Source organism: Paenibacillus sp. JNUCC-31 (genome assembly GCF_014844075.1).
GTDB lineage: Bacteria > Bacillota > Bacilli > Paenibacillales > Paenibacillaceae > Paenibacillus.
On record NZ_CP062165.1, the window covers coordinates 4,041,318 to 4,063,405 of the forward strand.

Consider the following 22,088-nt stretch of genomic DNA (forward strand, 5'->3'; position numbering starts at 1 on the left):
TGTCGAGCTGCATATGTCCCCCGGTGGATGGACAGCAGAAGTGAGTGCAGCTCCTGATGCAGGCCAAGCGGCGTCAGGAGACGTAGTGAAGACCGGATCAACCGTAGGCCCGTTCACGGTCACAGGTACGCTGCCGCAGCTAAGTGAAGCCGCACGCGAGGCCGTGCTAGATCAGCTGCGCAAGCGCCCGCTGGCGCTGTATGCGCTGCTGCGCGGCGGCCCAGCCCCGGCGGAACTCGCCGCGCTGCTTCCCGCTGCGCCAGGCGAGGCCGCGCCGGGCACGGCCCCCGCTGGCAGCTCGCTTGGCGCGGGCGGCGCAGCGGCGTGCACCTGCGGCCGCCCGGGCTGCGCGCATGCCGCGGCCGCTGAGCGTGCCGTTGCTGCGCGCTTCGCGGCCGAGCCGCTGCTGCAGCTGGCGCACGCTGGCCTGCCGCGCGAAGCGCTGCTCGCCGGCGTGCTGGGGTCATGGGCGGAAGAACTCGCCCATGATCCCAGCGGCCCCGGCCGCGCAGCCGAAACGGCCGGCCGCCCGCAGGCGCGGGGCGGCGAAGGCGGCGCAGCCGTCGGCGAGTGGATCGCCGAGGCCGCCGCGGAAGGCGCCATGCACCAGCCAGGGCCTGGCTTCGGCGCCGTGAAGGTGCGGCTGGTGCAGCCGGGCAAGCTCCCGGCAACGCCGGAACTGGCGGCTTTGCTGCCAGGCGTGCCGGCCGCCGCAGGGCTGGCATTGATCCGCGAGCGCGTAGCCGCGCGGATGTGGGAGGCTGTCCAGAAGAAGAAGGACAGCCCGGCAACCAAATGATGCATCCATTGTGGCGGGGGAGATCTCAGATCGCCCCCGCTTGTTTGTGATGTGCATCCGAACCAGCTTTCTATCCGGAAAGGTATACACACTCGTCCAATTCACTTCTTTTGTATACATCCATGGGATAAGGGCCTAAAAGTCCAAAAAACGACCGTACAAGCTGTACACCCGGCATATCTTTATGTTGACTTCTGCTCAGGGAGCTCTTTGTCGGTGGAGCTTTGTTGCAATTTAAGGTATACTGTCGCAGGGGATGACAAGCCCGAATGCACAATTTCAGCCATTTTTGATCATATTGCGATAGGAGATTTTACATGAAAACACGTACAGGACGACAGCGCTACATTGCAGTTATGCTGTCTTCACTTATGATATGCGGAGCCTTGCTGTCCGCTTGCCAGGACGGTTCAGGATCAGAGGAGAATCAGAATCTGAACGCCGCAGGAAATGCACAGCAAGAGTCCGATGGGACCACCGTTCATTTTACCGAGGACAACGGCGGTGATGGTAACACAGGTGGGGATGAGAGTTCATCTTCTGGCGATAGCAGTGAAGGTACGGATAGTAGTTCTGGCAATGCTTCAAATGGAGAAAATCAAGGATCTTCTGATGCAGGCAATGGAGCCACAGCAGATGATCCCCTGATGGAGAAACGCAGCATTAGCGCCCTGCAAACGACGATTGATGCACAATCGGTAGTGACCAATGCACAGGCGATGACTGTTATCGTTAATAAACAGCGCAGCCTGCCTGAAGGGTATGAGCCGGATGATCTGGTGGAGCCGAACGTACCGTTCTCCTTCGACGGACCGCATGAGAAGCGTCATATGCGCAAGGAAGCTGCCGAGGCGCTGGAGAAGCTGTTTGCAGGTGCCAAGGCGGACGGCATTGAGCTTCGTGCGGTATCTGGCTATCGTTCTTATCAGCGTCAGGTGTCCATCTACAACAACAATGTCAAAACCAAAGGTCAAGAATACACGGATCGTGTAAGCTCTGTGCCAGGCCACAGCGAACATCAGACCGGACTTGCGATTGACGTTTCCAGTCCAAGTGTAGGCAATGCGCTGGAAGAGGTGTTTGGCACATCAAAAGAAGGCGAGTGGTTGGCCGAGCATGCAGCTGAATATGGGTTCATCATTCGTTATCCGAAAGGTGAGGAAGGTGTAACCGGCTATGTGTACGAGCCATGGCATATTCGCTATGTTGGCCCCGAGCTGGCCCCGGATGTTGTGAAAAGCGGCTTGACACTTGAAGAATACTTCGACGAAGCCAATATCAAGCTGTAAGTTAAGGGCCACCTTACGTTTGCATACAAGAGTGCAATAGGATCAATATTCCGAAGTCCCTGAAAGATACTACTTACCGAGGTAAGTGGTGATCTTTCAGGGGCTTTTTTAATATATATGAAGTTCAACCGATGAGAACCTTAATTTCCTTGTCTACATGGACAGTAGACTGATATACTTCAGAGATTAATCAAGGGGTATGACAACGAAAGCGAGGGACAGCAGAATGAGCAAACAGCAGGTGTTTACGGGTTCTCCATGGGAGCCGCTTGTCGGATACTGTCGTGCCATCCGTGTAGGCAACCGGATTGAAGTGGCGGGGACAACGGCTATGCAGGACGGTGTTGTGGTTGGAGCAGGTGATCCATATGCACAGACGAGATTTATTTTGCAGACCATTGAAAATGCACTGAAAGAATTGGGAGCAGACATGTCTCATGTCGTAAGAACCCGCATGTTTGTAACCGACATTTCCCGGTGGGAAGAAGTGGGCAAGGCTCATGGTGAATTTTTTGGTCAGATCCAGCCTGTCGCCACGATGGTGGAGGTTCGCGCACTTATTGATCCTTTGTTGATGGTCGAGATCGAAGTGGAGGCCATTGTAGAAGCAGAAACTGGAGCTGAAGCTGAAGTTGATACCGAAATAACAGAATAGGTCCAATACGTACATTCGCGAAGAACTTTTTTGGACAGCAAGATATACATTGGAAGATGTAAAAAATGCGTGATCGAGAAATAACCTTACCCAACCTCCATGAAAGAGGATATGCGGGATAAGGTTATTTGTGCATGAACCATGTTTGATCCAGGGTTTTCTATAGATGAAGCAGGCCAGCCATCACTGGCTGTTTATTTCGCTTCGGATGGTGCTGCTGGTGCCTCCAGTACCACTTTCCAAGCGTTACCGATCGGCGGCAGACTGCGAGTCAGGACCGGGCTATAGAATCCGATGACTTTTGCCCCTTTGGTCAGTTGTTCCGCTTTAACCGTTTCCCCTTTATGGTTCACCAGTTGTGCATCCTTGCCAATGTTAAGGATAACATGATCAGGTGCTGTCTCTGTCAGACGGGAACCGGAGATCTCGATCTGAGAGCCATTATCTTCGATTGTTTTTACGTTTTCAATTGTACCTGCTGTACCCAGAACCTCTTTTGGTTGTGCTTGGGATTCAGAAGCTGCAGTATCCAGTACAGTGACCTTGTAGGTAGGTGTTTGCGGTGGCAAACTGAGGGTTGCAATCTCTGAATGCTCCGCTTCCACGCTCATACCCAGGGTCAGATCGGTGAGTTTGATTTCTTTGCCATCCGCGGATTTGAAAGTGGTATCCTCACCGACATTCAGTACGATCCCGTCTGTACCTGCACCGCCGATATGGATGGATTGATATTTGCCTTCGCTGTTGATTCCTGTAATGACACCACGCTCGGTTACGGTTTTCACGTCCTCTTCAAGAGAAATGTTAACCTGGTTTCCTGTTGTTTTCACTTGACCATGCAATACCTTTTCTGCAAAAGAAGCAGGTACAAATAACTTGCCCTCCGTGATTTCGGGTGCTGTTCCCAGCGTAAGCAGCATTTTGTTGACCGAATACTGGTCTTTGCCTGTAATGACGAGTGTCCAGAGAGTGCCTTTGGACAATTCGGCGGATTTGTTCTCCTTGTTCCATTTCAGTTCAATGCCAAGCGCCTCGGTAAGGTCACGCAGCGCGATCATCGGTACTTGACCATCTTTATTCCAATAGCCGTCAGCCATTGATGCGCCATTCACAGATACTTTAACGGCTTCGAGGCCTTTGCTGTCAGCTGATACGGAAGTTGAGTTAATCGGTTGTGTACTGTCCAGAGTAGCTGCATATGCCGCTCCGCCGCTCAGGGCCAAGGACAGGACCATCAGGGCGCTTACTTTTTTCATGTTGTTGTTCATTGCTGATTTTCATCCCTTCTAATCTTGGTTATATCGCGGTAAACTCCTAATTAGGGCCGCGCTTCATTCTTATAGACGGGACAACTTGATTAAGTGTTGCACTTGAAAGTCATGAATGGAAGCAGTATGTCAGATCATTATTTACAATATCGGCCAAATTGCAGGTTACAGGCATCAGGATACGGTTAAGATCCAAGTGAGTGGTAAACCTGTAATTCACATTCCTGATTGTCTATATTTTGGAATGAATTCATATGTAACTGATCACATTCAAAACAAGGAGGAACAGGTCAGATGAGTGATATGTTGGTTAAGCTTTACGATTTGCCGGAGCAAGAGAGTGGACTGAAAAAGTTGGAGGAATCCTCCATTGTCATCCGAAGAGCCATCGCACCAGAGAAGCAGCTTGTGCTGGATTGGGTGAGATCCCATTTTAGCCAGGCGTGGGTGGATGAATGTGATGTGGCCTTTGCACGTCAACCCGTGTCTTGTTATATTGCACTCGAGCATGGCAAAATGATCGGGTTTGCCTGCTACGAGTCGACGTGTCGCAACTTCTTTGGTCCAACAGGTGTGGGTTCGGAGGCAAGGGGTAAAGGGGTGGGCACTGCTTTGCTCTTGGCCTGTATGCATGCCATGAAAGCTGATGGTTACGCTTACGCGATCATTGGATCGGCGGGACCGGTGGACTTTTATGCTCAGACATTGGGGGCCGTGAAGATCGAAAATTCAACACCAGGGATTTACAAAGGCATGCTCCGGGCAGACTAAACAATATCCATGTTCAGGAAAAGGAAGGGAGGACGAAGATGAGCACGAGCAAAATGCTGCATATTGGCATGATCGGTACGGGGTCCATCTCGGATCTTCATATGAGGTGTTATGCCAAAAACGAGAATGCCGTTATCTACGCCATCTGCGATCTGAACGAACAACGTGCTACCGCAGCCGCACAGAAATATGATGCACAGTCAGTGTACACGGATTACCGGGAGATGCTGAAAGACCCGCATGTGGATGCCGTTAGTATTTGTACGTGGAACAATACCCATGCGGATTTTGCCATTGCTGCTCTGGAGGCAGGCAAACATGTGCTTCTGGAGAAGCCGGTAGCAACCAATGTGGAAGATGCGCTGCGAATCGAAGAGGCCGTGAAGAAGAGCGGGTGTACATTCATCGTGGGTTTTGTGCGTCGTTATGACAATAATATGCAGATGCTGCGCAGTTTCATTGATGCGGGTGAGTTTGGTGAACTCTATTATGCCAAAGCCTCTATCCTGCGGCGTCTGGGGAATCCCGGAGGATGGTTCGCGGACAAAAACCGTTCCGGGGGTGGTCCACTCATTGATCTGGGCGTACATATTATCGACCAATGCTGGTATCTGATGGGCAGACCGAAACCTGTTTCGGTCAGTGGCAATACGTATCGGAAGCTGGGCAATCGTGCCCATATCGAACATCTTTCTTTTTACAAAGCCGCAGACTACAGCTCCGCAGTTAACAACGTGGAGGATATGGCGAATGCACTGATTCGCTTTGAGAATGGGGCCTCTCTGGCAGTAGATGTGAGCTTTACCCTGCATGCCCGCGGGGATGAATCTTCCGTTAAGCTTTACGGTGAGCGTGGGGGATTCGAGCTGGAACCCAAAACGCTAATCGTCACCGAGAAACACCATACGATTCTGAACATTGAACCCCAGACAGACTATACAGGTTTAGATATTCATGGCGCCTTCCAGAATCAGATTGATCACTTTGTGGATTGTTGTTTGAATGGTACCGAGCCGATCAGCCCGATCGCGGATGGTGTGGCCTCGACAAGGATGCTGTGCGGGATCTACGAGTCAGCCGGAAAAGGTCAGGAGATTCGTCTGGACTGATTCATCTTACAATCGGTTCGGTTTCCTTTAATGGATTCATGGATCGTGATCAGATAAGTGGACTACCGTTTACTTTTCAAACCCTTCCAACACGATTTTACCAATCGCAGTGCCCGATTTGCTCTTTCGGTAGGCTTCCAGCAGGTTAGCCGCATTAATCGGTTTAATCCGCTCTGCCATCGTTGTATGAATCTTGCCAGCATCCACCAGATCCGCGATTTCATTAAGTAGATGATGTTGTTCAATCATATCATCTGTCTGGAACATCGGACGGGTGAACATCATTTCCCAAACGAGCGTTACACTTTTTGAAAATAACTTTTGAAGTTCGGCTGGTTTTTGGAATGGCAGAATGGAACAAATTTTCCCTTGCGGCAAAATAACGTCTGCCATCTCTTCCATATGCTCATCTATATGATTTAGCACGAAAATATATTGTACACCAGTGAGTCCGAGATCTTTAAGTTGGGGTCCAAATGGTTGATGATGGTTGATCACGTAGTCTGCCCCGTTTGATTTTGCCCAAGAGACCGATTCGGGACGAGAGGCAGTTGCTATGACTTTAAGGCCAGCCAATTTGGCTAATTGAGTAGCGATCGATCCGACGCCCCCCGCAGCCCCGATAATAAGCATACTGTTGCCCTCGTTATCCGATGCATTCCTGGAAATGCCCAAGCGCTCGAAAAAGGCTTCTCCCGCCGTAAGGCTTGTCAGAGGTAAAGCTGCCGCCTGGGCGAAATCCAGATTTTTCGGCTTTCTGCCGACAATTCGTTCATCCACTAAATGAAATTCACTGTGTCCGCCTGGGCGCATATTGCTCCCCGCATAATACACTTCGTCACCAACGTTGAACAAATGGCAATCGGAGCCGATGTCAACGACCACGCCCGCTACGTCACGGCCAGGCACAGTCAGGGATAAATCGTCTGGATGTTTGGAAAGATGCGACCTCCAATCCGTCGGATTAACAGACACCGCCTTCACCTCAACAAGTAAATCCTGTCCTGTAGGTTGGGGTTTCTCCACTTCTACCTCCTGAAATGGCGGTATGTCAGTCTCTATCCCAGGTTCGTAATATCCGAACGCTTTCATCATGATTGGATTTTCCATCGCTATAGTTATCCTCCTCGCAGATATAAGTTTAGAATATAAATATATGACATAATATCTAAAATAGATAGTAGTATCAATTTTGGTTTATAGTATCAATAATGATACTATTGGGGCGGAACCTGTAAAAGAATAAAGACCTCCGTCCCCCTGAAACAGACGACTGGTCTGGATCGATCGGAGAGGAAGTCTTTGTGAAAAGAGTTTATTTATTCAGTGGTGAGTTTTCGTACCCCGGGTCATCGTAATCCGTGTCTTGCAGCTGGGGAAGCACATTCATACTTTCAATCGCCTGCCGGGTATCCGGAGTGCCGTGGTGATACAGAAAGGTGTACAGCAACGTCATGCCATCCGAAAACTGTTCCGTAGCCTCATCATGATCAGCCGATTTGTAGGGAACCGGGGCTCGTTGCAGCGTATAGGCATCTTCATCCTCCAGCACTTTCATCAGGTCTTTTAACCGGTTTAGCTGTTCATCGTCGACCATGACTTCAAACGGTGTTGATTCGTTCTTGGTCTGTTCAATGAGATTATGGGTTACCGATACATAGTAATGCTTTTTGCCGTCCTGCATAATCCAACCTCCATTCTAAAATGGAAAAAAGACGCTTCTACTGTTAATAAACAGCAGGAAGCGTCCTGAAACGAATGGCAATCGTTTACCTTCCGAACCGCCCGGTTACGGGAACCTTGCGGGTACCGGCTTCCATCGTGCCTGAACACAGGGGGCAGACTGGAGGACCAGACGTTACCCTTTTGGATGCTTTGGCTGAAGGCACGTCCGATTTCTGGCGCAGCCACGCCTTGCAGGTGGAAGAACTGCATTTCCAGATCGCCACGGTCTCCATACGTTCGCCATTTCCTGAGGAATGCGATCCCGAACGGTTCGAGGACGAAGATGCCTGACTCACACCTGTTGTGCTGAATGCTTTATGATTGCGGATTTCACCGCTGCCACGCCGTTCACTGAGCCGATCATCGTCACGTTCATTGTGCACTTCGAAGTCACGACGTTCACTGTGGCTGATTGCACGACGCTGTACAACATCCCGACTTTCGGAACGGGCACCAGAGCGGGCGTGTTGTCCATTGCCTTTGCTATATGACGCGTGATGGCCTGTTCGGCTGTCTTCGCGGTTTTTGCGTTTGTCTGGAACTTCCATGCCAAAGGCCTCAAGCAGAAAACGGGAAACATCTGCCGGTTTTCCGTGATGACTGGCGGGAGAAGTTATATATAAATACTGCTTGGCCCGTGTGATGGCTACATAAGCGAGTCGCCGTTCTTCTTCCAGAGCCATATCCAGCTCTGCATCCGTTTGCTGCACCGTAAGGGCAGCCTTCTGGTCTTCGGGAATATCCTGCCGCAGAGCTGTGCTGTGAGGCACGATTCCTTCGCTGGCTCCGATCCAATACACACATGGGAACTCAAGCCCTTTGGCGCGATGGATGGTCATCAGTTGTACCGCGTCACTGTCCTGTGCACGGCGCAGTGATTCCATCTCTCGGTGCCTGCGGGAGAGTTCATCCGCAAATTGGATGAATTCTTCAACCGTCTCAAATTTTTTGGCAGCAGCTTCGAATTCGTCCAGTGTCTCCAGCATAGTCTCCTTGTAATGGGTAAAGATGCTTGGATCACCGCTCTCCATATACTTGTCGTAGAACTGGCGGCGCATTTCCTGGATGGCAATAACCGGTTTCAGTTTCGTTAGCGATTTGATCAGTTTGATGCGTTCCTTAACTTGTTCCTGCTGGAAAGGTTTCAGCTTGTCCCATTTGGCCAGATGGATGAGTGGATATTTCTTCGCCTGTTGCTGTTCACTACGCTGAATCCACTCCAGACCGGCGTCCCGGGACACATAGAGGGGTCCAAGTGCGCTCGGCAGAGCTTCCATGGCGCGTGGATTTAGCGACAGACGCATATGATCCATCAGCGGTCTGATCAGCGACTGATCATAGAAGACCGGCGAAGCCCCATGTTGTACAAAAGGTACATTCTTCAGAACAAGTTGCTCAAATATCGCTCGACTGCTGCTGGCTGTCCGGTGGAGAATCGCAATATTGCGATAAGTGTGCAACCCTTCCTCCACCTGTTGACAGAGCTGGTTCACGACCCAAGCTGCTTCTTCCTCGGCATTGGAGGGAGTTGCAAACCGGGGGGCGTCCCCGCGGTGTCCAGCTGCCCGCAGCCGTTTGTCGCGTCTGCGTTTGTTCCGGGCAACCAGTTCGCTGCCTAGTCCCAGAATACGCGCATCACTGCGGTAGTTGATATCCAGCGTCACGATACGTGCACCAGGGTAAACTTTATCGAATTCCAGTATGGATTCCTGGCGCGCTCCATTAAACGTATAGATCGTCTGGTCGTCGTCTCCCACAACCATGAGATTGCGATGGGCTGCAGCCAGTTTTTGTACAATCTCATATTGCAGACCGTTGGTATCCTGGAACTCATCAACCATGATGTATTGAAAACGCTGCTGAAGTGGTTTAAGCACCGCAGGATCACGCAGCAGAGCAGCTGCGCGCAGCAAAATATCATCAAAATCCATTTTGCTCCGATCCCGCTTCCAGGCTTCATAACCAAGAAGAACACGCTTGGCATCGCGTTCTTCCTGAGATTTTTCGGGCAGATCGTTGGTTTCCGATCCTTGCATCTTCCAGGCAGACAGCATGGCCAGCAAACTCTCCGGTTGGAATGCCTCACTCATGCCATATTGGCGAAGGAGCATCTTGATGACAGTGTGCTGAGCCCGGGACTCGCCAAAAATCTCCTCCTGCACGCCGTAATGACGCAGCAGCGTCAGTGCAAAGGAATGGAAGGTACGGGCCTGCACCGCTCTTGCGGCCGCGGGACGGATGCCAGGCAGTGCGGCAATACGGTCCTTCATCTCGGTAGCAGCTTTGTTGGTGAACGTCACCAGCAGGATGCTGCCGGCGTGAACCCCACTAACCTCCATTAGATAGCCGGCTCGTGCAGCGAGTACGGTTGTTTTGCCGCAGCCCGCTCCTGCGAGGGTCAGCAAGGGTCCCTTGCCATGGCGAACCGCGGAGATTTGGGGTCCGTTCAGCCGGATGCCCACCTCCTCCAGCGAGCGGAAATAAGGGGCATCCCGTTCATCGCTGCTCACAAGTTGCCTGCTCGTCTCCAACGGAGCGGAAGGAGAGTTAGGCAAGGATGCCGCCGGGGTAACCCCAAGCGGACGGGGGTAAAACGTTGAGTTCGGACTTAACATGTTTCATCCACCTCTGTATGCATTCAGGGATAGGGACTATCCCGGTTCAAAAGTAATCCATTTGCCCTTTTCACAATCACATTGTAAATTGGTATGATAGAGTTAATTATCCAAGTAGGCGGACCAACAGGGCCAAAGCTTCATTATAACCGAACGTATGGTCCTGACGAAAGCCCCCGAATTCATCCAGCATCGGCAGAAAACGGGCAATCACGCAAGATTGCGCAACTTTTTGGCATGATATCGTATAAGTTATATACTGGAGCATCATCTGATTATGCAGAATGCTTAACAATGAAACATTCAAAATGATATGGGTTTTGACGGGACCGAGGAGGAGATTTCATGAAATTGCTTCAGCGAATTAAAAACGGAGCGAACAAAGCAACAGAGCGTGCCCAACACGCTGTTGAAATTGGGAAATTGAATAACCAGATTGTGGGCTTGCAACAGGAGCAGGAAGTCCATTTTACAGATATGGGTCGAATCTTCTATGAGGGTTATCGGGCACAGGACATGACGCGTGCGGAAAAAGAGATGGTTGATCTGTCACGGTTATGCGATGAGCTGCAGGATGAGATCGATGGTCTGCGCAACAAAATTGCAGAGCTCAAAAATGAGCGGTTATGCGAGTGCGGGCACGTCGCTTCACTGGATGCCAACTTCTGTCCGAAATGCGGACGCAAGTTGGGTGAATTCAAGCCCGCAGCAGCTTCTGTGGGAGCCACAAGTGCGGCGAGACAGGAAGCAGCTGTAGCCCAAAGCCCGGAGCGGCCAGCTTACGATGCGCCAATGGAAGAGGAGCTGGAGGAAGCTGAGCCGTATCATACGGTCATTCCGTCCATCGCGGACCTGGAGACTGAATCGGAATATAACAGCACGGAGTTTACCCAGGAAGAAAAGGAAGCGTTCGATGCAGAGTGGGAGCGCCGCCGGGATGAAGAAATGCAGCGGGAGCGTGAACGTCAGCAGGAGCTGGATGAGCGCATTCGGTACTGGAAAGAAAATAACCCAATTGTGAATACAGTCGACGTACAAACCGAAGTGCCACGTGAAATGGTCAATTGTCAGATTTGTGCAGCTGAGCTGCCCAAAGGTTCAAAATGGTGCCCGCGCTGCGGTGCTGAGCAGATCTGATGCAGTAGAAGCGCTGTTACATTCAAAGTGTGAGGCAGCGCTGGTTGCTGACAGCATGGGGGGACGGGAATATGGACCAACTGCTGCATCATTTGCGCCACCTCGGGTTTACCGAGATGGAATCTAAAATTATGGTAGAACTTGCCCGGCAAGGGTCAGCCTCGGGGTATGAGGTTGCCAAACGTCTGGGCGTGTCCCGTTCCAATGTATATAGTACCCTGCAACGTCTGGAACAGCGGGGATTCCTGCGATGCAGCCCAGGAGAGCCTGCGAAGTACAGTGTGCTGAAGCCTGACGAGATGACAAGCATGATCTCTGGGCAGATGCGTGCCTCGCTGGAGTATGTACAGAGCAGTATGCCGCAGCATGAGCCGGAAAAGCCAGTCTTTTACAACATTGAAGGCGACAAAAATGTATTTGAGAACCTAAGCCGTGAACTGGCTGAGGCCCAACATGAGATCGTGGTGGATGTATGGCGTGAGGAAGCGGAATTGCTGCATGATGACTTGCGGCGCGCGGAAGATCGGGGTGTGCGTCTGTTATGGTCATGTGATGGTGGAGAAGGCATGATGGACCAACCCGCTCCCTGGCCAGGCTTGCCTCTGTACGGTACCGGTAATGGCCGAAAGTTCTCCCTCGTAATTGATCGCCGCTGGAGCATGTTAGGGGTGCGCGGAGAATCCTGCGCGACTCAGGCGCTGGTGACAGAACATCCCGTCATGACCGGACTGCTGCTGAACCATTTTGCACAGGAACTGGTGTTGTATGAACTGGAACAGGACATGGGTGAGGAGCTGGAGCAGCGTTATGGACATCGGTACAAAAACCTCTCTGCACGTTATTGGTCGGTTCCCTCGAAAGGTGATCAGGAGGCCTGAGCACTGGTGCTGAATCATCCTCAACCTGCTTACTTATCTTGATTTGCTTAGCTTAAACAGAACCAAGTATCCGATGAACTTGAACTTCAATACATGCGTAAACGAAGCAGGCGCTGCCATGAGGCAGACGCCTGTTTATGCTGCTTGAACCGAAGCAGTGATGTTCATCACAGCAAATGTTCCCTGCTAAGTTAATGTAATAGAGGTATGAAGTCTTGCTATTTTCGAGAAAATGAAGCTATGAACGTAACTTGAGCATAGGCAGAATGGGATCAGTCTTTGGGCACATGATATAACGCCTCAAGGACATCCATATAATATGCTGTACCGTGTGGTACAAACTCGGAGGCTCGAATCGGACGTTGTTGAATGGACAGGGGAACTGGATTATCCGTTGTCTGATGTACATGATGTACATGATCCGGCCCCACTGACTGGGCCGCCTTCACTCCAGCAGCATGAATGACGTCTGTTTCACCTCGAAACAAGGCGAGCAGATCATCTAGGGGTACTTCGAACAAGCTGTCGACTTCACTTGCTTGCAAGGTATAGGCTTCGAGAGGCTGGTTCAGGCAAAGTCCATACACGGAACTGAATTCCCGGTCGATAAAGGGTACACCTCGCACTTCCCCCTGTAACTGCTGCTTTGCAGTCATCAGGTAGGTCAATGTTTCAAAAGGTGTCTGCACACCCAGCTCTTCCTCCAGTTCACGACTGGCTTCATGCAGCTGTTCGCCGGCAGTGAGGTGTCCTGCAGCTGTAATGTCGTAACATCCAGGGAAGGTATCCTTGATCTCCCGTCGTCGCTGAAAAAGAACCCAACGTTGCTCGCCTTCGTCGCGCACGATCCAGCAGTGAAATGAACGATGCCAGAATCCTTTGGCATGAACCACACTGCGCAGCTCGGTACCTATCCAATTTTGCTGATCGTCATAAATATCGAAACGTTCTGGGGTCATGAAACGTATCTCCTTATATAGCAAGTTTTAAAGTTCAAAATTTCACAAAGTATGCTTTAAACGAAAGGGGAACGATTGTATGGAATGCATTGTACACTTTCAGGTCATTTATCCGCAACCTCAGGAGCGCAAAAATCTTAGAGGGTTGATTCTAGTAGGGCAGGGTCAAGAGCCAGCCAATAGCCAGTTAACGACGATGTTCAAGGATATGGGCTTCAACGTACGTCTGGAAGACGAGAGCCAATTGTTGTTCAAACCTGTGGATGCTTCAATGAATTTTGAGTATATCCGGGTAACCGAGCTGGATACCGGGGAAGAAGTTTATAAAGAGGATAAGGATTTGAAGTCGATTTTGGAACACTTGTTGCCACGTCGATTCTAGTTTTAAGCAGGCACCTGTAGGTGTGAAATAGGAAAGGCCCCACCTTAACGGTGAGACCTTTCAAGTGTTTTTTACATAACACTAAGATAATTAAGGATAATACCCATTGTCTTCAATCGATGCTAAGCAGAAATTTAGTTCTTTGATGTGCTTGAAGCGTGGAAACGACTAAGCCGTTGCACCGTTTCCTTCTGCCTCCAGTGCCGAAGTGCAGTGCGAACAGCGGGTAGCGGCAGCCGGAATTTCGGACAGACAGTATTTGCAGGCCTTGGTCGTTTTTTGCGGCTCGGGCTTTTTGTGTTCTTTGCTTTTGATGTAATTGATACCTTTGACAAGCATGAAAATACAGAAAGCAACGATAATGAAATCAATCATGACGTTAATGAACTGCCCGTAAGCAATTACGGTTGCGCCAGCTTCGTTGGCTTGTGCCAATGTTTTGATTTCCTGCCCACTGGCGGTTCTCATATCCCAATCCAGATTGATAATTTTCTGACTGAAATCAACCCCTCCAAGCAGCTTACCCACCGGTGGCATGATGATATCATTCACGAGAGATGTGACGATTTTACCAAAAGCAGCCCCGATAATGACACCGACAGCCAGGTCGATGACGTTGCCGCGTACAGCAAATTCTTTGAATTCCTTAAGTACACCTTTCATGCTCTGCAAATCCCCTTTGACGATTAAATTCATAACACAAGCAGCGTTTCCATCCATTCTCCGTTCGGACACGCGCTTCCGCCTTCATATTGTACATAAAAAACACGCAGCAATCACCCCTTTCATGCAAATTAAGACAAGTTTCCGCAATTTCCATGAAAATACTTCTTTATTTCACGTCGCTGATTCGGTATACTTCTAACATTATCAGTTACGTTCACTTTTACATTCAGGTTCGCGATCATACATTGTAACGAATCATGGAGCTTAAAAATTTAATATGCCGACTCGTATATGTGCAGGAATAGGCCTGCATGTTTCTACCCGATCACCGGAATGATCGGACTACGGGAAAGATTCTGCAACGTTTTTAAGGTATGGAGAGAGATGATTCTCGGGCCGTGTGTCTGAAAAAGGATATTCAGGCAGCATTAGTTCCCTTCCTGGATAGGGAGGTTAGAGGTTTGCTCCGAGATATCCAGTTATCATGCTCTTCCATTACGCTACGCTTGCAGTATCCATGCGGCTTGTCCACATACGTACAAGTCCGTCTTTTCCCGTCTCCGGTTCTTCCGCAGCGTGTGAAAAGGCGGGCTTTTTGTTTTTTTACGCCTTGGAGACGGGAGGGCATGCGGACATCTGCTTTGGAGGGCATACAGGGGGAAGAATGACATGCAATTGTTAAAAGACAAGGTAAGACAGGAAGGGATTGTCCTGTCCGAGCAGGTGCTCAAAGTGGATTCATTCCTGAACCACCAGATGGACCCGGTTCTGATGAAGGAGGTCGGCAAGGAGTTTATCCGCCGCTTCGAAGGAGAGAACATTACCCGTGTGCTGACGATTGAGTCGTCAGGGATTGCACCCGGGATCATGACTGCGCTGGAACTGAATGTCCCCCTTATTTTTGCACGCAAACAGAAGTCGCTCACGCTCACAGAGGATATTCTGGTTGAGAAAGTGTACTCCTTCACCAAGCAGGAGACCAATGAAATTACAGTCGCCAAGAAGTTCATGCAGCCCGGTGACCGCGTATTGATCATTGATGATTTCCTGGCCAATGGCGAGGCGGCATTTGGTCTGGCCCGCATAGTGGAGCAAGTCGGTGCAGAAGTGGTTGGGATTGGCATCGTTATTGAGAAGGCATTCCAGCCGGGAGGCCGCTTGCTGAAAGAAGCAGGATACCGGGTGGAATCGCTGGTTCGCATCGGGGCGCTGTCCGATGGACAGGTTACGTTTGCGGATGAGGAGGTCACGATCTAATATGGCACGCGAACGTATTTTTCAGCGGCATCGGCATCCGATCAAAACGTTCTCCCTGGGTCTCCAGCATGTGCTCGCGATGTATGCAGGAGCCGTTGTTGTTCCGCTTATCGTCAGCAAGGCGCTTGGCTTTACGCAGGAGCAATTGACCTACCTAATTGCGATTGACCTCCTCGCCTGCGGCGTAGCCACATTGCTGCAAGTCTGGGGCAACCGCTTCTTCGGGGTTGGTCTGCCGGTCATGCTGGGGTGTGCATTCCAGGCGGTCTCTCCGATGATCCTGATCGGTATCAACAGTGGAGTATCTGCCATTTATGGTGCGATCATTGCATCGGGAATATTCGTCGTACTGTTTTCAGGGATTTTTGGCAAATTGATTCGGCTCTTTCCGCCAGTCGTGACCGGTTCGGTCGTAACTATTATTGGTCTGACCCTGATTCCGGTAGCATTCAATGATCTGGGTGGCGGTCAAGGGGCAGAGGATTTTGGTAGCGGTGTTCATCTTCTGCTCGGGTTCGGTGTCCTGGTGTTTATCATCCTGATGACGCGGTTCACTACAGGATTCATTCGTTCAATCTCGGTCCTGATCGGGCTTCTCGTGGGTACAGTGGCAGCAGGGTTTATGGGCGAAGTTAACTTTGCACCCATTCGTGAAGCGAGCTGGTTCCATGTCGTGAAGCCGTTTTACTTTGGCACACCGACGTTTGAGATTGTACCGATTCTGACCATGATTCTGGTTGCCATTGTCAGCGTGGCGGAATCTACAGGTGTATTTATGGCTCTAGGCAAAATTTTGGACAAAGACCTGTCCTCCAAGGATCTGGCGCGTGGTTATCGTGCAGAAGGGCTCGCCATTGTGCTGGGTGGTATTTTCAACTCATTCCCTTACACTACTTACTCGCAAAATGTAGGGCTTGTACAGATGACTCGTGTCAAAACGCGCGATGTAATCGTTGTAGCGGGTGGGCTGCTTGTGGTGATCGGCTTTGTACCGAAGATTGCTGCACTGGCGCAGCTTGTCCCAGGTTCAGTTCTTGGCGGGGCCATGGTCGCGTTGTTCGGCATGGTAGTATCGTCGGGTATTCGCATTCTGGGCAGTCAGGTCGATCTGAACCGTCATGAGAACCTGTTCATCATCGCTTGCTCTGTAGGCATGGGGCTTGGTGTAACGGTTGTACCTCAACTGTTCGCAGGTGCACCGGACTGGGCACAAATTATGCTCGGTAACGGAATTATTGCGGGAAGTTTTACTGCCATTTTCATGAATTTGCTGTTTAATGGTCTGGGTTCTCAAGCAGCGGCTGACCAAATGGCTGAGCGTCAAGCGGATGTGATCCTTGGAGAAAATGGCAAGTCTGCGTAACATATAATGTTATGAAATCGGGGTTGTTATTGCCTTCAACATGTATGTTATGTTAACTGTATATGTTTCATGGAATGAATCATAAATGATGTGAAGTAAAAAATAATATGACATGAACTATTTAGGGGTTGAATCACTTATCCTGTGAATAGTCATCTTGAATGCATAAGGGAAACACCGGAAATCCTTGCTCGGAAGAGCGGAATTCCCGGTGTTTTTTGTGTTTTTCAGATTGAAAACAAAATTAATTATTATGTTGACTCACGGGATGAATTACTTTTGAATCGAATTCGCACCTGTTACAGATGCCGCATCTGTTTCTCTGCAAAGTCTCCGACCCATGGCAGCTTCAGCCATTTGCCTTGCAGACTGGTGACTACCATGAGAAGCCAGACCACTACGCCAAGCAGGGACAACAGCGATGCCAGCAGTGGACCAAACAGTGGGAGAAATGCACACAACACATGACCGACCATAATGAGGCCAAATACCGTGGCGGATTGAAGTGCATGAAACAGAACGAATCGGCTTCGTTTCTCTACAGCCAGAAAGACGATTCCGCCTACAAAAGTGAACAGATAACAGAGCATGCCGGCAATATTCTCATCCAGACCGCTTGATGATTTCATGGGGGACATCCGGTCCAGCCTCCTTTGTCCTTTTTAACTAGGTTATGAAGGAGGTGGACAGAACTGAACCGGTTTGATCAAGGAATGTTCCAGATGGACAAAAGAGAAGGAGATACTCAATTAGGTAAACACAACGTGAGACTATGGATTCATTTGAGAATTGAAGTGCGTATATACACATCCAATTTGAGACTTTCTACATATTCAAAATATTCCATAAAATTCCGAATTATATAAATACAATTATAAAGGGTAAACCATTAATTCATTTGAGATGCAAGGAGGCTTATTCATGAATATATCCGCAACAACATACGGTCAGGTTCGGGTAACACCTTACGAAATCGTTCGCCTTCAAACCCTTGAAGTGAATAAAACGATGAACGGACATGCACGAATGAGAATGACGGCAGTGATACCGGAAGCCCGAAAAGACAGCTATGTCCAGGCAACAACATCCCAAACCGATATTAAAGTGAAAATTACAGATGACGATGGACATGAGAAGGTGTTCTTCTCCGGTGTGGTGCTGCATGTGAAAGTGAACGTCATTAACGATGTACATACACTAATGGTTGACGCTGTATCCCATACCTACTTGCTGGATGTAAAGTTGCACAAGCGTTCCTTCCAAAACCCTAATCTGTCCTACAAGAATTTGGTGCGCAAGATTATTTCTCCCTATGAAGGTTCAGATGTCATTGATTTTGCTACAGACGGCCGTAAAATCGGAGACTTTGTGATGCAGTATGAGGAAACAGATTGGCAATTTATCAAAAGGATGGCTTCCCATTTCTACACTGGAGTTGTACCGGATACAGCGTCAGGCAAACCCAAGTTTTATTTTGGCTTACCCGAAGGCCAGTATAAGGGAGAATTGCAAGCATCCCATTACATAGCAACCAAACGAATTGCCGACTATCGTTCTGCCAAAGAAAATAAAGTACCGGGTGCCAAAGATCCGGATTATATCGTATACGAAGCGGACAGCAGGCAATGGTTCGAAGTGGGGAATGAGGTGGAATTCAAATCCAAAAAGTGGATTGTAGGAGAGGCGAAGACCCGATTCATCGATAGTTTGCTAAATCATACCTATTCCTTATTTCCTGCGGAGGGGCTTCGTTATAAGAAGAGCTACAATACTTCCATTATTGGCGCTTCCATACAAGCCTCGGTTCTTCAAGTCAAGGGGGACAAAGTTCGTGCGAAGCTGGATATGGATGAGCAGCAGGATGAAAGCACGGCCTATTTCTTCCCCTATTCAACGATTTATGCTTCCGAGAATAATACGGGCTGGTATTGCATGCCTGAAGTGAATGACAGCATCCGTATTTATTTTCCGAGCAAAAAAGAGGAAGAGGGCATCGCCATAAGCTCTGTAAAAAGACAAGATCCTGAGAACGTGCCGGCTGTACCGAGGCAGGTTTCAACCGCATCACCAGCAGCTGGAAAGGGTAGCGCTTCGGGACAGTCTGGCGGAAGTCCAAGTGGGAGCAAACGTAATAGTTCAGGCGGGGGTGGAGGCGGAGGGACACCAAGTTCGGCCAGCCGAGTAGCCCCGCCCCCGGTGCCCGAAGATCGAATGGGCAATCCGGACATCAAGACATTCCGAACCAAGTATGGAAAAGAGATCATGCTGGCTCCAGACAAAATCGTGATCTCGGCGGGTGGAATGTATATCACGGTCAGTGACGAGAATGGCATCGAGATTGTAAGCGATCAGAATGTGAGCATTACAGCGGGTCAGGATGTCGTCATGTCAGGACAAACCATTCGGATCGCAGGCGAAAAGGTTGAGTTAACCGGAAAGGGCAATACCATCACTTTGGAAGAAGAGCTGAAGATGCACGGAGCAGAGATCAAGATGAATTAGCAGGAGGTAGAGAGGAAGAGATATGAACAAAGCGGAAGCGATCGTACATTTGCAGCAGGAAATATTGGAACCCGTACTTCAGGATCATCTCTCAAGCCTCCGGGTGTACATTATGGAACATCAAAACGCGTTAATCCAATCTTTCGTAGAGTCTATGCGGCAACTCTGTTTAAAAGCAGAGTTGGCACAACATGAACTCGGGAAAGAACCAATCTCAATTCTTCATTGTTCCATGTTGAGAACATCTATATTGGATGGGAGTTACACCTGCTTATTGGAGGCGTACTCCGATCAATGGTATTGGGATGAGGTAGAGTGTCTCCATACATATGATGCGACGTGGGCATTCCAGTCGTTAACTCCGTTAAAAGAGCTTCTTCATATCGAAATGAGACGTTATGGAGGTGTACTTAATGCTTCTGATGCGGAACGGATGATGTTGCAGTCTGCGGGTCGTTTCAATGCCTATGTCACTGCGATTGCACGTTTGGCTGTTCCTCATATGTTGAACTTGAAAGAGATGGAACGCCTGCACTGTGGGGAACAGTTTCAGATCAGGGTAGGTGAATACAAGGACTGGAGTGAGCCTGTGTATGTCAGGGACTATCGGTATAGGGATATTCAGAACATTCGCAAGAAATTGACCTTAGCAGAAGGGATGGAATGTGCCTATGCAGACTATACGTCACTATCCTTGACAGAGGGACTATTTGATCACGTTGATATCAGGTATTCCGATTTCAGTCTTGCTGATCTGAGCAAGAGCGACTTAAGAGGTGCTGTATTGATTGGGACCAGATGGGAACAAAGCGACCTGAGTGGAGCTGACCTCAGAGGGGCGCTACTGGTGGATGCTATGTTCCGGGAATGCAGTCTGCTTGGAGCCAACCTGTCTGATGTCAGTGATGGAGCAAGTATGGAATTCCAGGAAAGTGTTCTTGGTCTTCAGGGAATCTGTTTTGCCGGAGCCAATCTGGAAGGCGCCAATCTTAAGGGAGCGCAATTATTCCATGCTGATTTCCAGGGGGCTAGGCTGAGTCAGGCACAGATATGGCTTCATGACCGTGAACAGTATAGGCATGTTTTGAGTGAAGAGCAGATTGAATCGATACGCTGGGTTGTCTCCCATGAGAAAGAGGAGGAGTTATGATCCCGCGATTTTATGAACTGACCGAGGATCATCGGATATTGAATCCGTTTAGGCCTCCTGCACTACAAACCAGTTTTGATGAGTTGCCCATTTCATCCGTCTTGATGATTGAACGCAGACTGAATGAAGAGCCAACGGATTGGATAAGTAGGCCTTCATATTTTGTCAGTGACCGCATGAAGCGGCTGATGGAAATGGTCGATGAAGCAATGTTGTTCAAATCGGTCACCTTCATCGATCAAGGTAGCGGGGAACAGTTGAGCTACTGGGCGTGTCATATCCCTGCTGTGCTGGCTTTGTCTGACCATAGCCTGTTTTATCCGAATGGTTCAATACAGCAGCTTGTATTGCAGGGTGAGGCGGTTAAAGATCAACGCATATTTACATTGGAGGGTGTAAGAGGGAGTGGTGTAATCGTACGTTTTGATGTAGCAGAGAGCATGCTTCGCAGAGGGTTAAGTGGCTTTGTTTTGCGAAAGGTGGATCTGGAATGAACCGATATGGTGATGAGATGCTGCTGAAAATGGATCGGGATTTGCGTTTGGCAAAGCGCATTCAGGAAGCTGAAGCGGCAAGTAGGGAGCTGATGACGCAGGAAGAGGTTACATACGGAGTACGCCAGGGTCTGATCGAGACCGAAGCAGAAATCATCACGTTGAACAATCACCAAATCTGGGAGGGGATAATAACCCTTCCTTTACCGGATCATCTGGTCCAGGTTCCCCGAGGCAAACTGCAGGAGGGCCGAAACAGCCATGGACGAGATGAGGTCATGTGGATTGATGAGCAAAAGGGTATCAGCTTAAGCCTATCTAGATCATCTCATCCATTGCACGTAAGCCAGATTGAGGGAATGGGCAGTATCATCACAGATCAGATGCGAAAGCTCAAAAAGGATGCGCAATGGTTACATGAGGAGACGGTACAAGGAGATAGCCTGATTGTCTTCTTTGGAGAATCCATTCAGCCCTCAACCTTGGGAATGGCTTACGATATTGTGATCGTTACATCAGTAAAAGGAAGAGCGGTTACAGGGAATGTCCGTTTTCCGGTTGAGCGGCTTCCTCTATGGCGACTTCTAACAAGGGCGATATTCACATGCGCCCAGATGAGTGAAAACGGAAATGAACCAATCGATTTATTGACATAGGAGGGAATTAGAATGCTGCTACCCATGCTGTTCAAAGCTTTGATGTCAGGAGGTTTCGGTGGTGAATTCACCTATGTGGTCAGAGGTGCCGAGATTTCCTGTAGTCAGGGGTCAGATCCGGGTGTACTGAACCTGCCTCTTTCCCACGGCATCTATATCAAGGAACAGCCTGTATTAAACGTTGCTGACGTGATTCCACTAGCTAACGTTGGACGATGCGGGTTTTGCAAAATGGACGGAGCATTGTGTGAACCAGATACGTTCTTCAACAAATGGAGCCAAGGCAAGGAGGACGTGCTGGTGGAAGGTGAGGCTGCTCTGCTCAGTCGATCTGAACTGATATGCCGAAAAGGCGGGATTATCAAGATTGAGGTCGATGGACAGTTGTAAGATGCAGACGGATAAGAAAGGGG

Annotated in this window: 22 protein-coding genes and 1 riboswitch; of the genes, 15 read left to right on the plus strand and 7 right to left on the minus strand. The window is 49.6% G+C overall.

What is annotated here, in order from left to right; genetic code table 11:
- Positions 1-85: 85 nt before the first annotated feature.
- From JNUCC31_RS17555 to JNUCC31_RS17565, 3 genes are all read left to right on the plus strand, one after another.
- Positions 86-799, plus strand: a complete 714-nt coding sequence (locus JNUCC31_RS17555; protein ID WP_192262876.1) for a hypothetical protein — start codon at positions 86-88, stop codon at positions 797-799.
- A gap of 317 nt (positions 800-1,116) precedes the next feature.
- A complete protein-coding gene (locus JNUCC31_RS17560) occupies positions 1,117-2,088 on the plus strand; it encodes a M15 family metallopeptidase (RefSeq protein WP_192262878.1) in 972 nt (323 codons plus the stop codon).
- A gap of 226 nt (positions 2,089-2,314) precedes the next feature.
- Entirely contained in the window at positions 2,315-2,743 is a 429-nt protein-coding gene (locus tag JNUCC31_RS17565; RefSeq protein WP_192262880.1) for a RidA family protein, read from the plus strand.
- A gap of 194 nt (positions 2,744-2,937) precedes the next feature.
- On the opposite strand, the gene JNUCC31_RS17570 is transcribed toward JNUCC31_RS17565, so the two are convergent.
- Positions 2,938-3,999: a copper amine oxidase N-terminal domain-containing protein gene (locus JNUCC31_RS17570; RefSeq protein WP_228469062.1), complete on the minus strand. Its 1,062-nt coding sequence runs from the start codon at positions 3,997-3,999 to the stop codon at positions 2,938-2,940.
- A 306-nt stretch (positions 4,000-4,305) separates the two neighbouring features.
- On the opposite strand from JNUCC31_RS17570, the gene JNUCC31_RS17575 reads away from it, so the two are divergent.
- Positions 4,306-4,782: a GNAT family N-acetyltransferase gene (locus JNUCC31_RS17575; RefSeq protein ID WP_192262884.1), complete on the plus strand. Its 477-nt coding sequence runs from the start codon at positions 4,306-4,308 to the stop codon at positions 4,780-4,782.
- A 38-nt stretch (positions 4,783-4,820) separates the two neighbouring features.
- Positions 4,821-5,891 (plus strand): Gfo/Idh/MocA family protein, encoded by a 1,071-nt coding sequence (locus tag JNUCC31_RS17580; RefSeq protein WP_192262886.1) that lies wholly within the window; start codon positions 4,821-4,823, stop codon positions 5,889-5,891.
- A 69-nt stretch (positions 5,892-5,960) separates the two neighbouring features.
- On the opposite strand, the gene JNUCC31_RS17585 is transcribed toward JNUCC31_RS17580, so the two are convergent.
- From JNUCC31_RS17585 to JNUCC31_RS17595, 3 genes are all read right to left on the minus strand, one after another.
- Positions 5,961-7,001: a zinc-binding alcohol dehydrogenase family protein gene (locus JNUCC31_RS17585; protein ID WP_228469064.1), complete on the minus strand. Its 1,041-nt coding sequence runs from the start codon at positions 6,999-7,001 to the stop codon at positions 5,961-5,963.
- Positions 7,002-7,206: 205 nt separating this feature from the next.
- The gene (locus tag JNUCC31_RS17590; RefSeq protein ID WP_192262887.1) at positions 7,207-7,575 is read right to left on the minus strand and encodes a hypothetical protein; all 369 of its coding nucleotides are present in this window, start codon (positions 7,573-7,575) and stop codon (positions 7,207-7,209) included.
- An 85-nt stretch (positions 7,576-7,660) separates the two neighbouring features.
- A complete protein-coding gene (locus tag JNUCC31_RS17595) occupies positions 7,661-10,231 on the minus strand; it encodes a UvrD-helicase domain-containing protein (RefSeq protein WP_192262888.1) in 2,571 nt (856 codons plus the stop codon).
- 345 nt (positions 10,232-10,576) lie between these two features.
- On the opposite strand from JNUCC31_RS17595, the gene JNUCC31_RS17600 reads away from it, so the two are divergent.
- A complete protein-coding gene (locus JNUCC31_RS17600) occupies positions 10,577-11,368 on the plus strand; it encodes a zinc ribbon domain-containing protein (protein ID WP_192262889.1) in 792 nt (263 codons plus the stop codon).
- A gap of 71 nt (positions 11,369-11,439) precedes the next feature.
- Positions 11,440-12,246, plus strand: coding sequence for a TrmB family transcriptional regulator (locus tag JNUCC31_RS17605; RefSeq protein WP_192262891.1), 807 nt, complete (start codon positions 11,440-11,442; stop codon positions 12,244-12,246).
- 272 nt (positions 12,247-12,518) lie between these two features.
- Here the strand turns inward: JNUCC31_RS17605 and JNUCC31_RS17610 are convergent, their stop codons facing one another.
- A complete protein-coding gene (locus JNUCC31_RS17610; protein ID WP_192262893.1) occupies positions 12,519-13,205 on the minus strand; it encodes an NUDIX hydrolase in 687 nt (228 codons plus the stop codon).
- Positions 13,206-13,284: 79 nt separating this feature from the next.
- Here JNUCC31_RS17610 and JNUCC31_RS17615 point away from each other — a divergent pair, with 79 nt between their 5' ends.
- Positions 13,285-13,587, plus strand: coding sequence for a hypothetical protein (locus JNUCC31_RS17615; RefSeq protein WP_192262895.1), 303 nt, complete (start codon positions 13,285-13,287; stop codon positions 13,585-13,587).
- Between the two features lie 168 nt (positions 13,588-13,755).
- Here the strand turns inward: JNUCC31_RS17615 and mscL are convergent, their stop codons facing one another.
- A complete protein-coding gene (gene mscL, locus JNUCC31_RS17620) occupies positions 13,756-14,283 on the minus strand; it encodes a large conductance mechanosensitive channel protein MscL (RefSeq protein ID WP_416234316.1) in 528 nt (175 codons plus the stop codon).
- Positions 14,284-14,518: 235 nt separating this feature from the next.
- A riboswitch (purine riboswitch) is annotated at positions 14,519-14,618 on the plus strand.
- A gap of 304 nt (positions 14,619-14,922) precedes the next feature.
- Here mscL and JNUCC31_RS17625 point away from each other — a divergent pair.
- Positions 14,923-15,510, plus strand: a complete 588-nt coding sequence (locus JNUCC31_RS17625) for a xanthine phosphoribosyltransferase (RefSeq protein ID WP_062326302.1) — start codon at positions 14,923-14,925, stop codon at positions 15,508-15,510.
- A gap of 1 nt (position 15,511) precedes the next feature.
- Positions 15,512-16,873, plus strand: a complete 1,362-nt coding sequence (locus tag JNUCC31_RS17630) for a nucleobase:cation symporter-2 family protein (RefSeq protein ID WP_192262897.1) — start codon at positions 15,512-15,514, stop codon at positions 16,871-16,873.
- Between the two features lie 299 nt (positions 16,874-17,172).
- On the opposite strand, the gene JNUCC31_RS17635 is transcribed toward JNUCC31_RS17630, so the two are convergent.
- Complete coding sequence (locus tag JNUCC31_RS17635; RefSeq protein ID WP_192262898.1) at positions 17,173-17,511, minus strand: DUF4870 domain-containing protein; 339 nt, start codon at positions 17,509-17,511, stop codon at positions 17,173-17,175.
- Positions 17,512-17,794: 283 nt separating this feature from the next.
- Between JNUCC31_RS17635 and JNUCC31_RS17640 the strand changes: the two genes are divergently transcribed.
- Genes JNUCC31_RS17640 through JNUCC31_RS17660 form a run of 5 tightly spaced genes read left to right on the plus strand, consistent with a single transcriptional unit; the run spans position 17,795 to position 22,065 of the window.
- Positions 17,795-19,375 carry a hypothetical protein gene (locus tag JNUCC31_RS17640; protein ID WP_192262899.1) on the plus strand — a complete coding sequence of 527 codons (1,581 nt, stop codon included), beginning with the start codon at positions 17,795-17,797 and terminating at the stop codon, positions 19,373-19,375.
- A 22-nt stretch (positions 19,376-19,397) separates the two neighbouring features.
- Complete coding sequence (locus tag JNUCC31_RS17645) at positions 19,398-20,525, plus strand: pentapeptide repeat-containing protein (protein WP_192262900.1); 1,128 nt, start codon at positions 19,398-19,400, stop codon at positions 20,523-20,525.
- Entirely contained in the window at positions 20,522-21,019 is a 498-nt protein-coding gene (locus tag JNUCC31_RS17650; RefSeq protein ID WP_192262901.1) for an imm11 family protein, read from the plus strand. The genes JNUCC31_RS17645 and JNUCC31_RS17650 overlap by 4 nt, the downstream gene beginning before the upstream one ends.
- Positions 21,016-21,675 (plus strand): hypothetical protein, encoded by a 660-nt coding sequence (locus tag JNUCC31_RS17655; RefSeq protein ID WP_192262903.1) that lies wholly within the window; start codon positions 21,016-21,018, stop codon positions 21,673-21,675. Before JNUCC31_RS17650 ends, JNUCC31_RS17655 begins: the two co-directional genes overlap by 4 nt.
- A gap of 12 nt (positions 21,676-21,687) precedes the next feature.
- Positions 21,688-22,065 carry a DUF4280 domain-containing protein gene (locus JNUCC31_RS17660; RefSeq protein WP_090904232.1) on the plus strand — a complete coding sequence of 126 codons (378 nt, stop codon included), beginning with the start codon at positions 21,688-21,690 and terminating at the stop codon, positions 22,063-22,065.
- Positions 22,066-22,088: the final 23 nt, after the last annotated feature.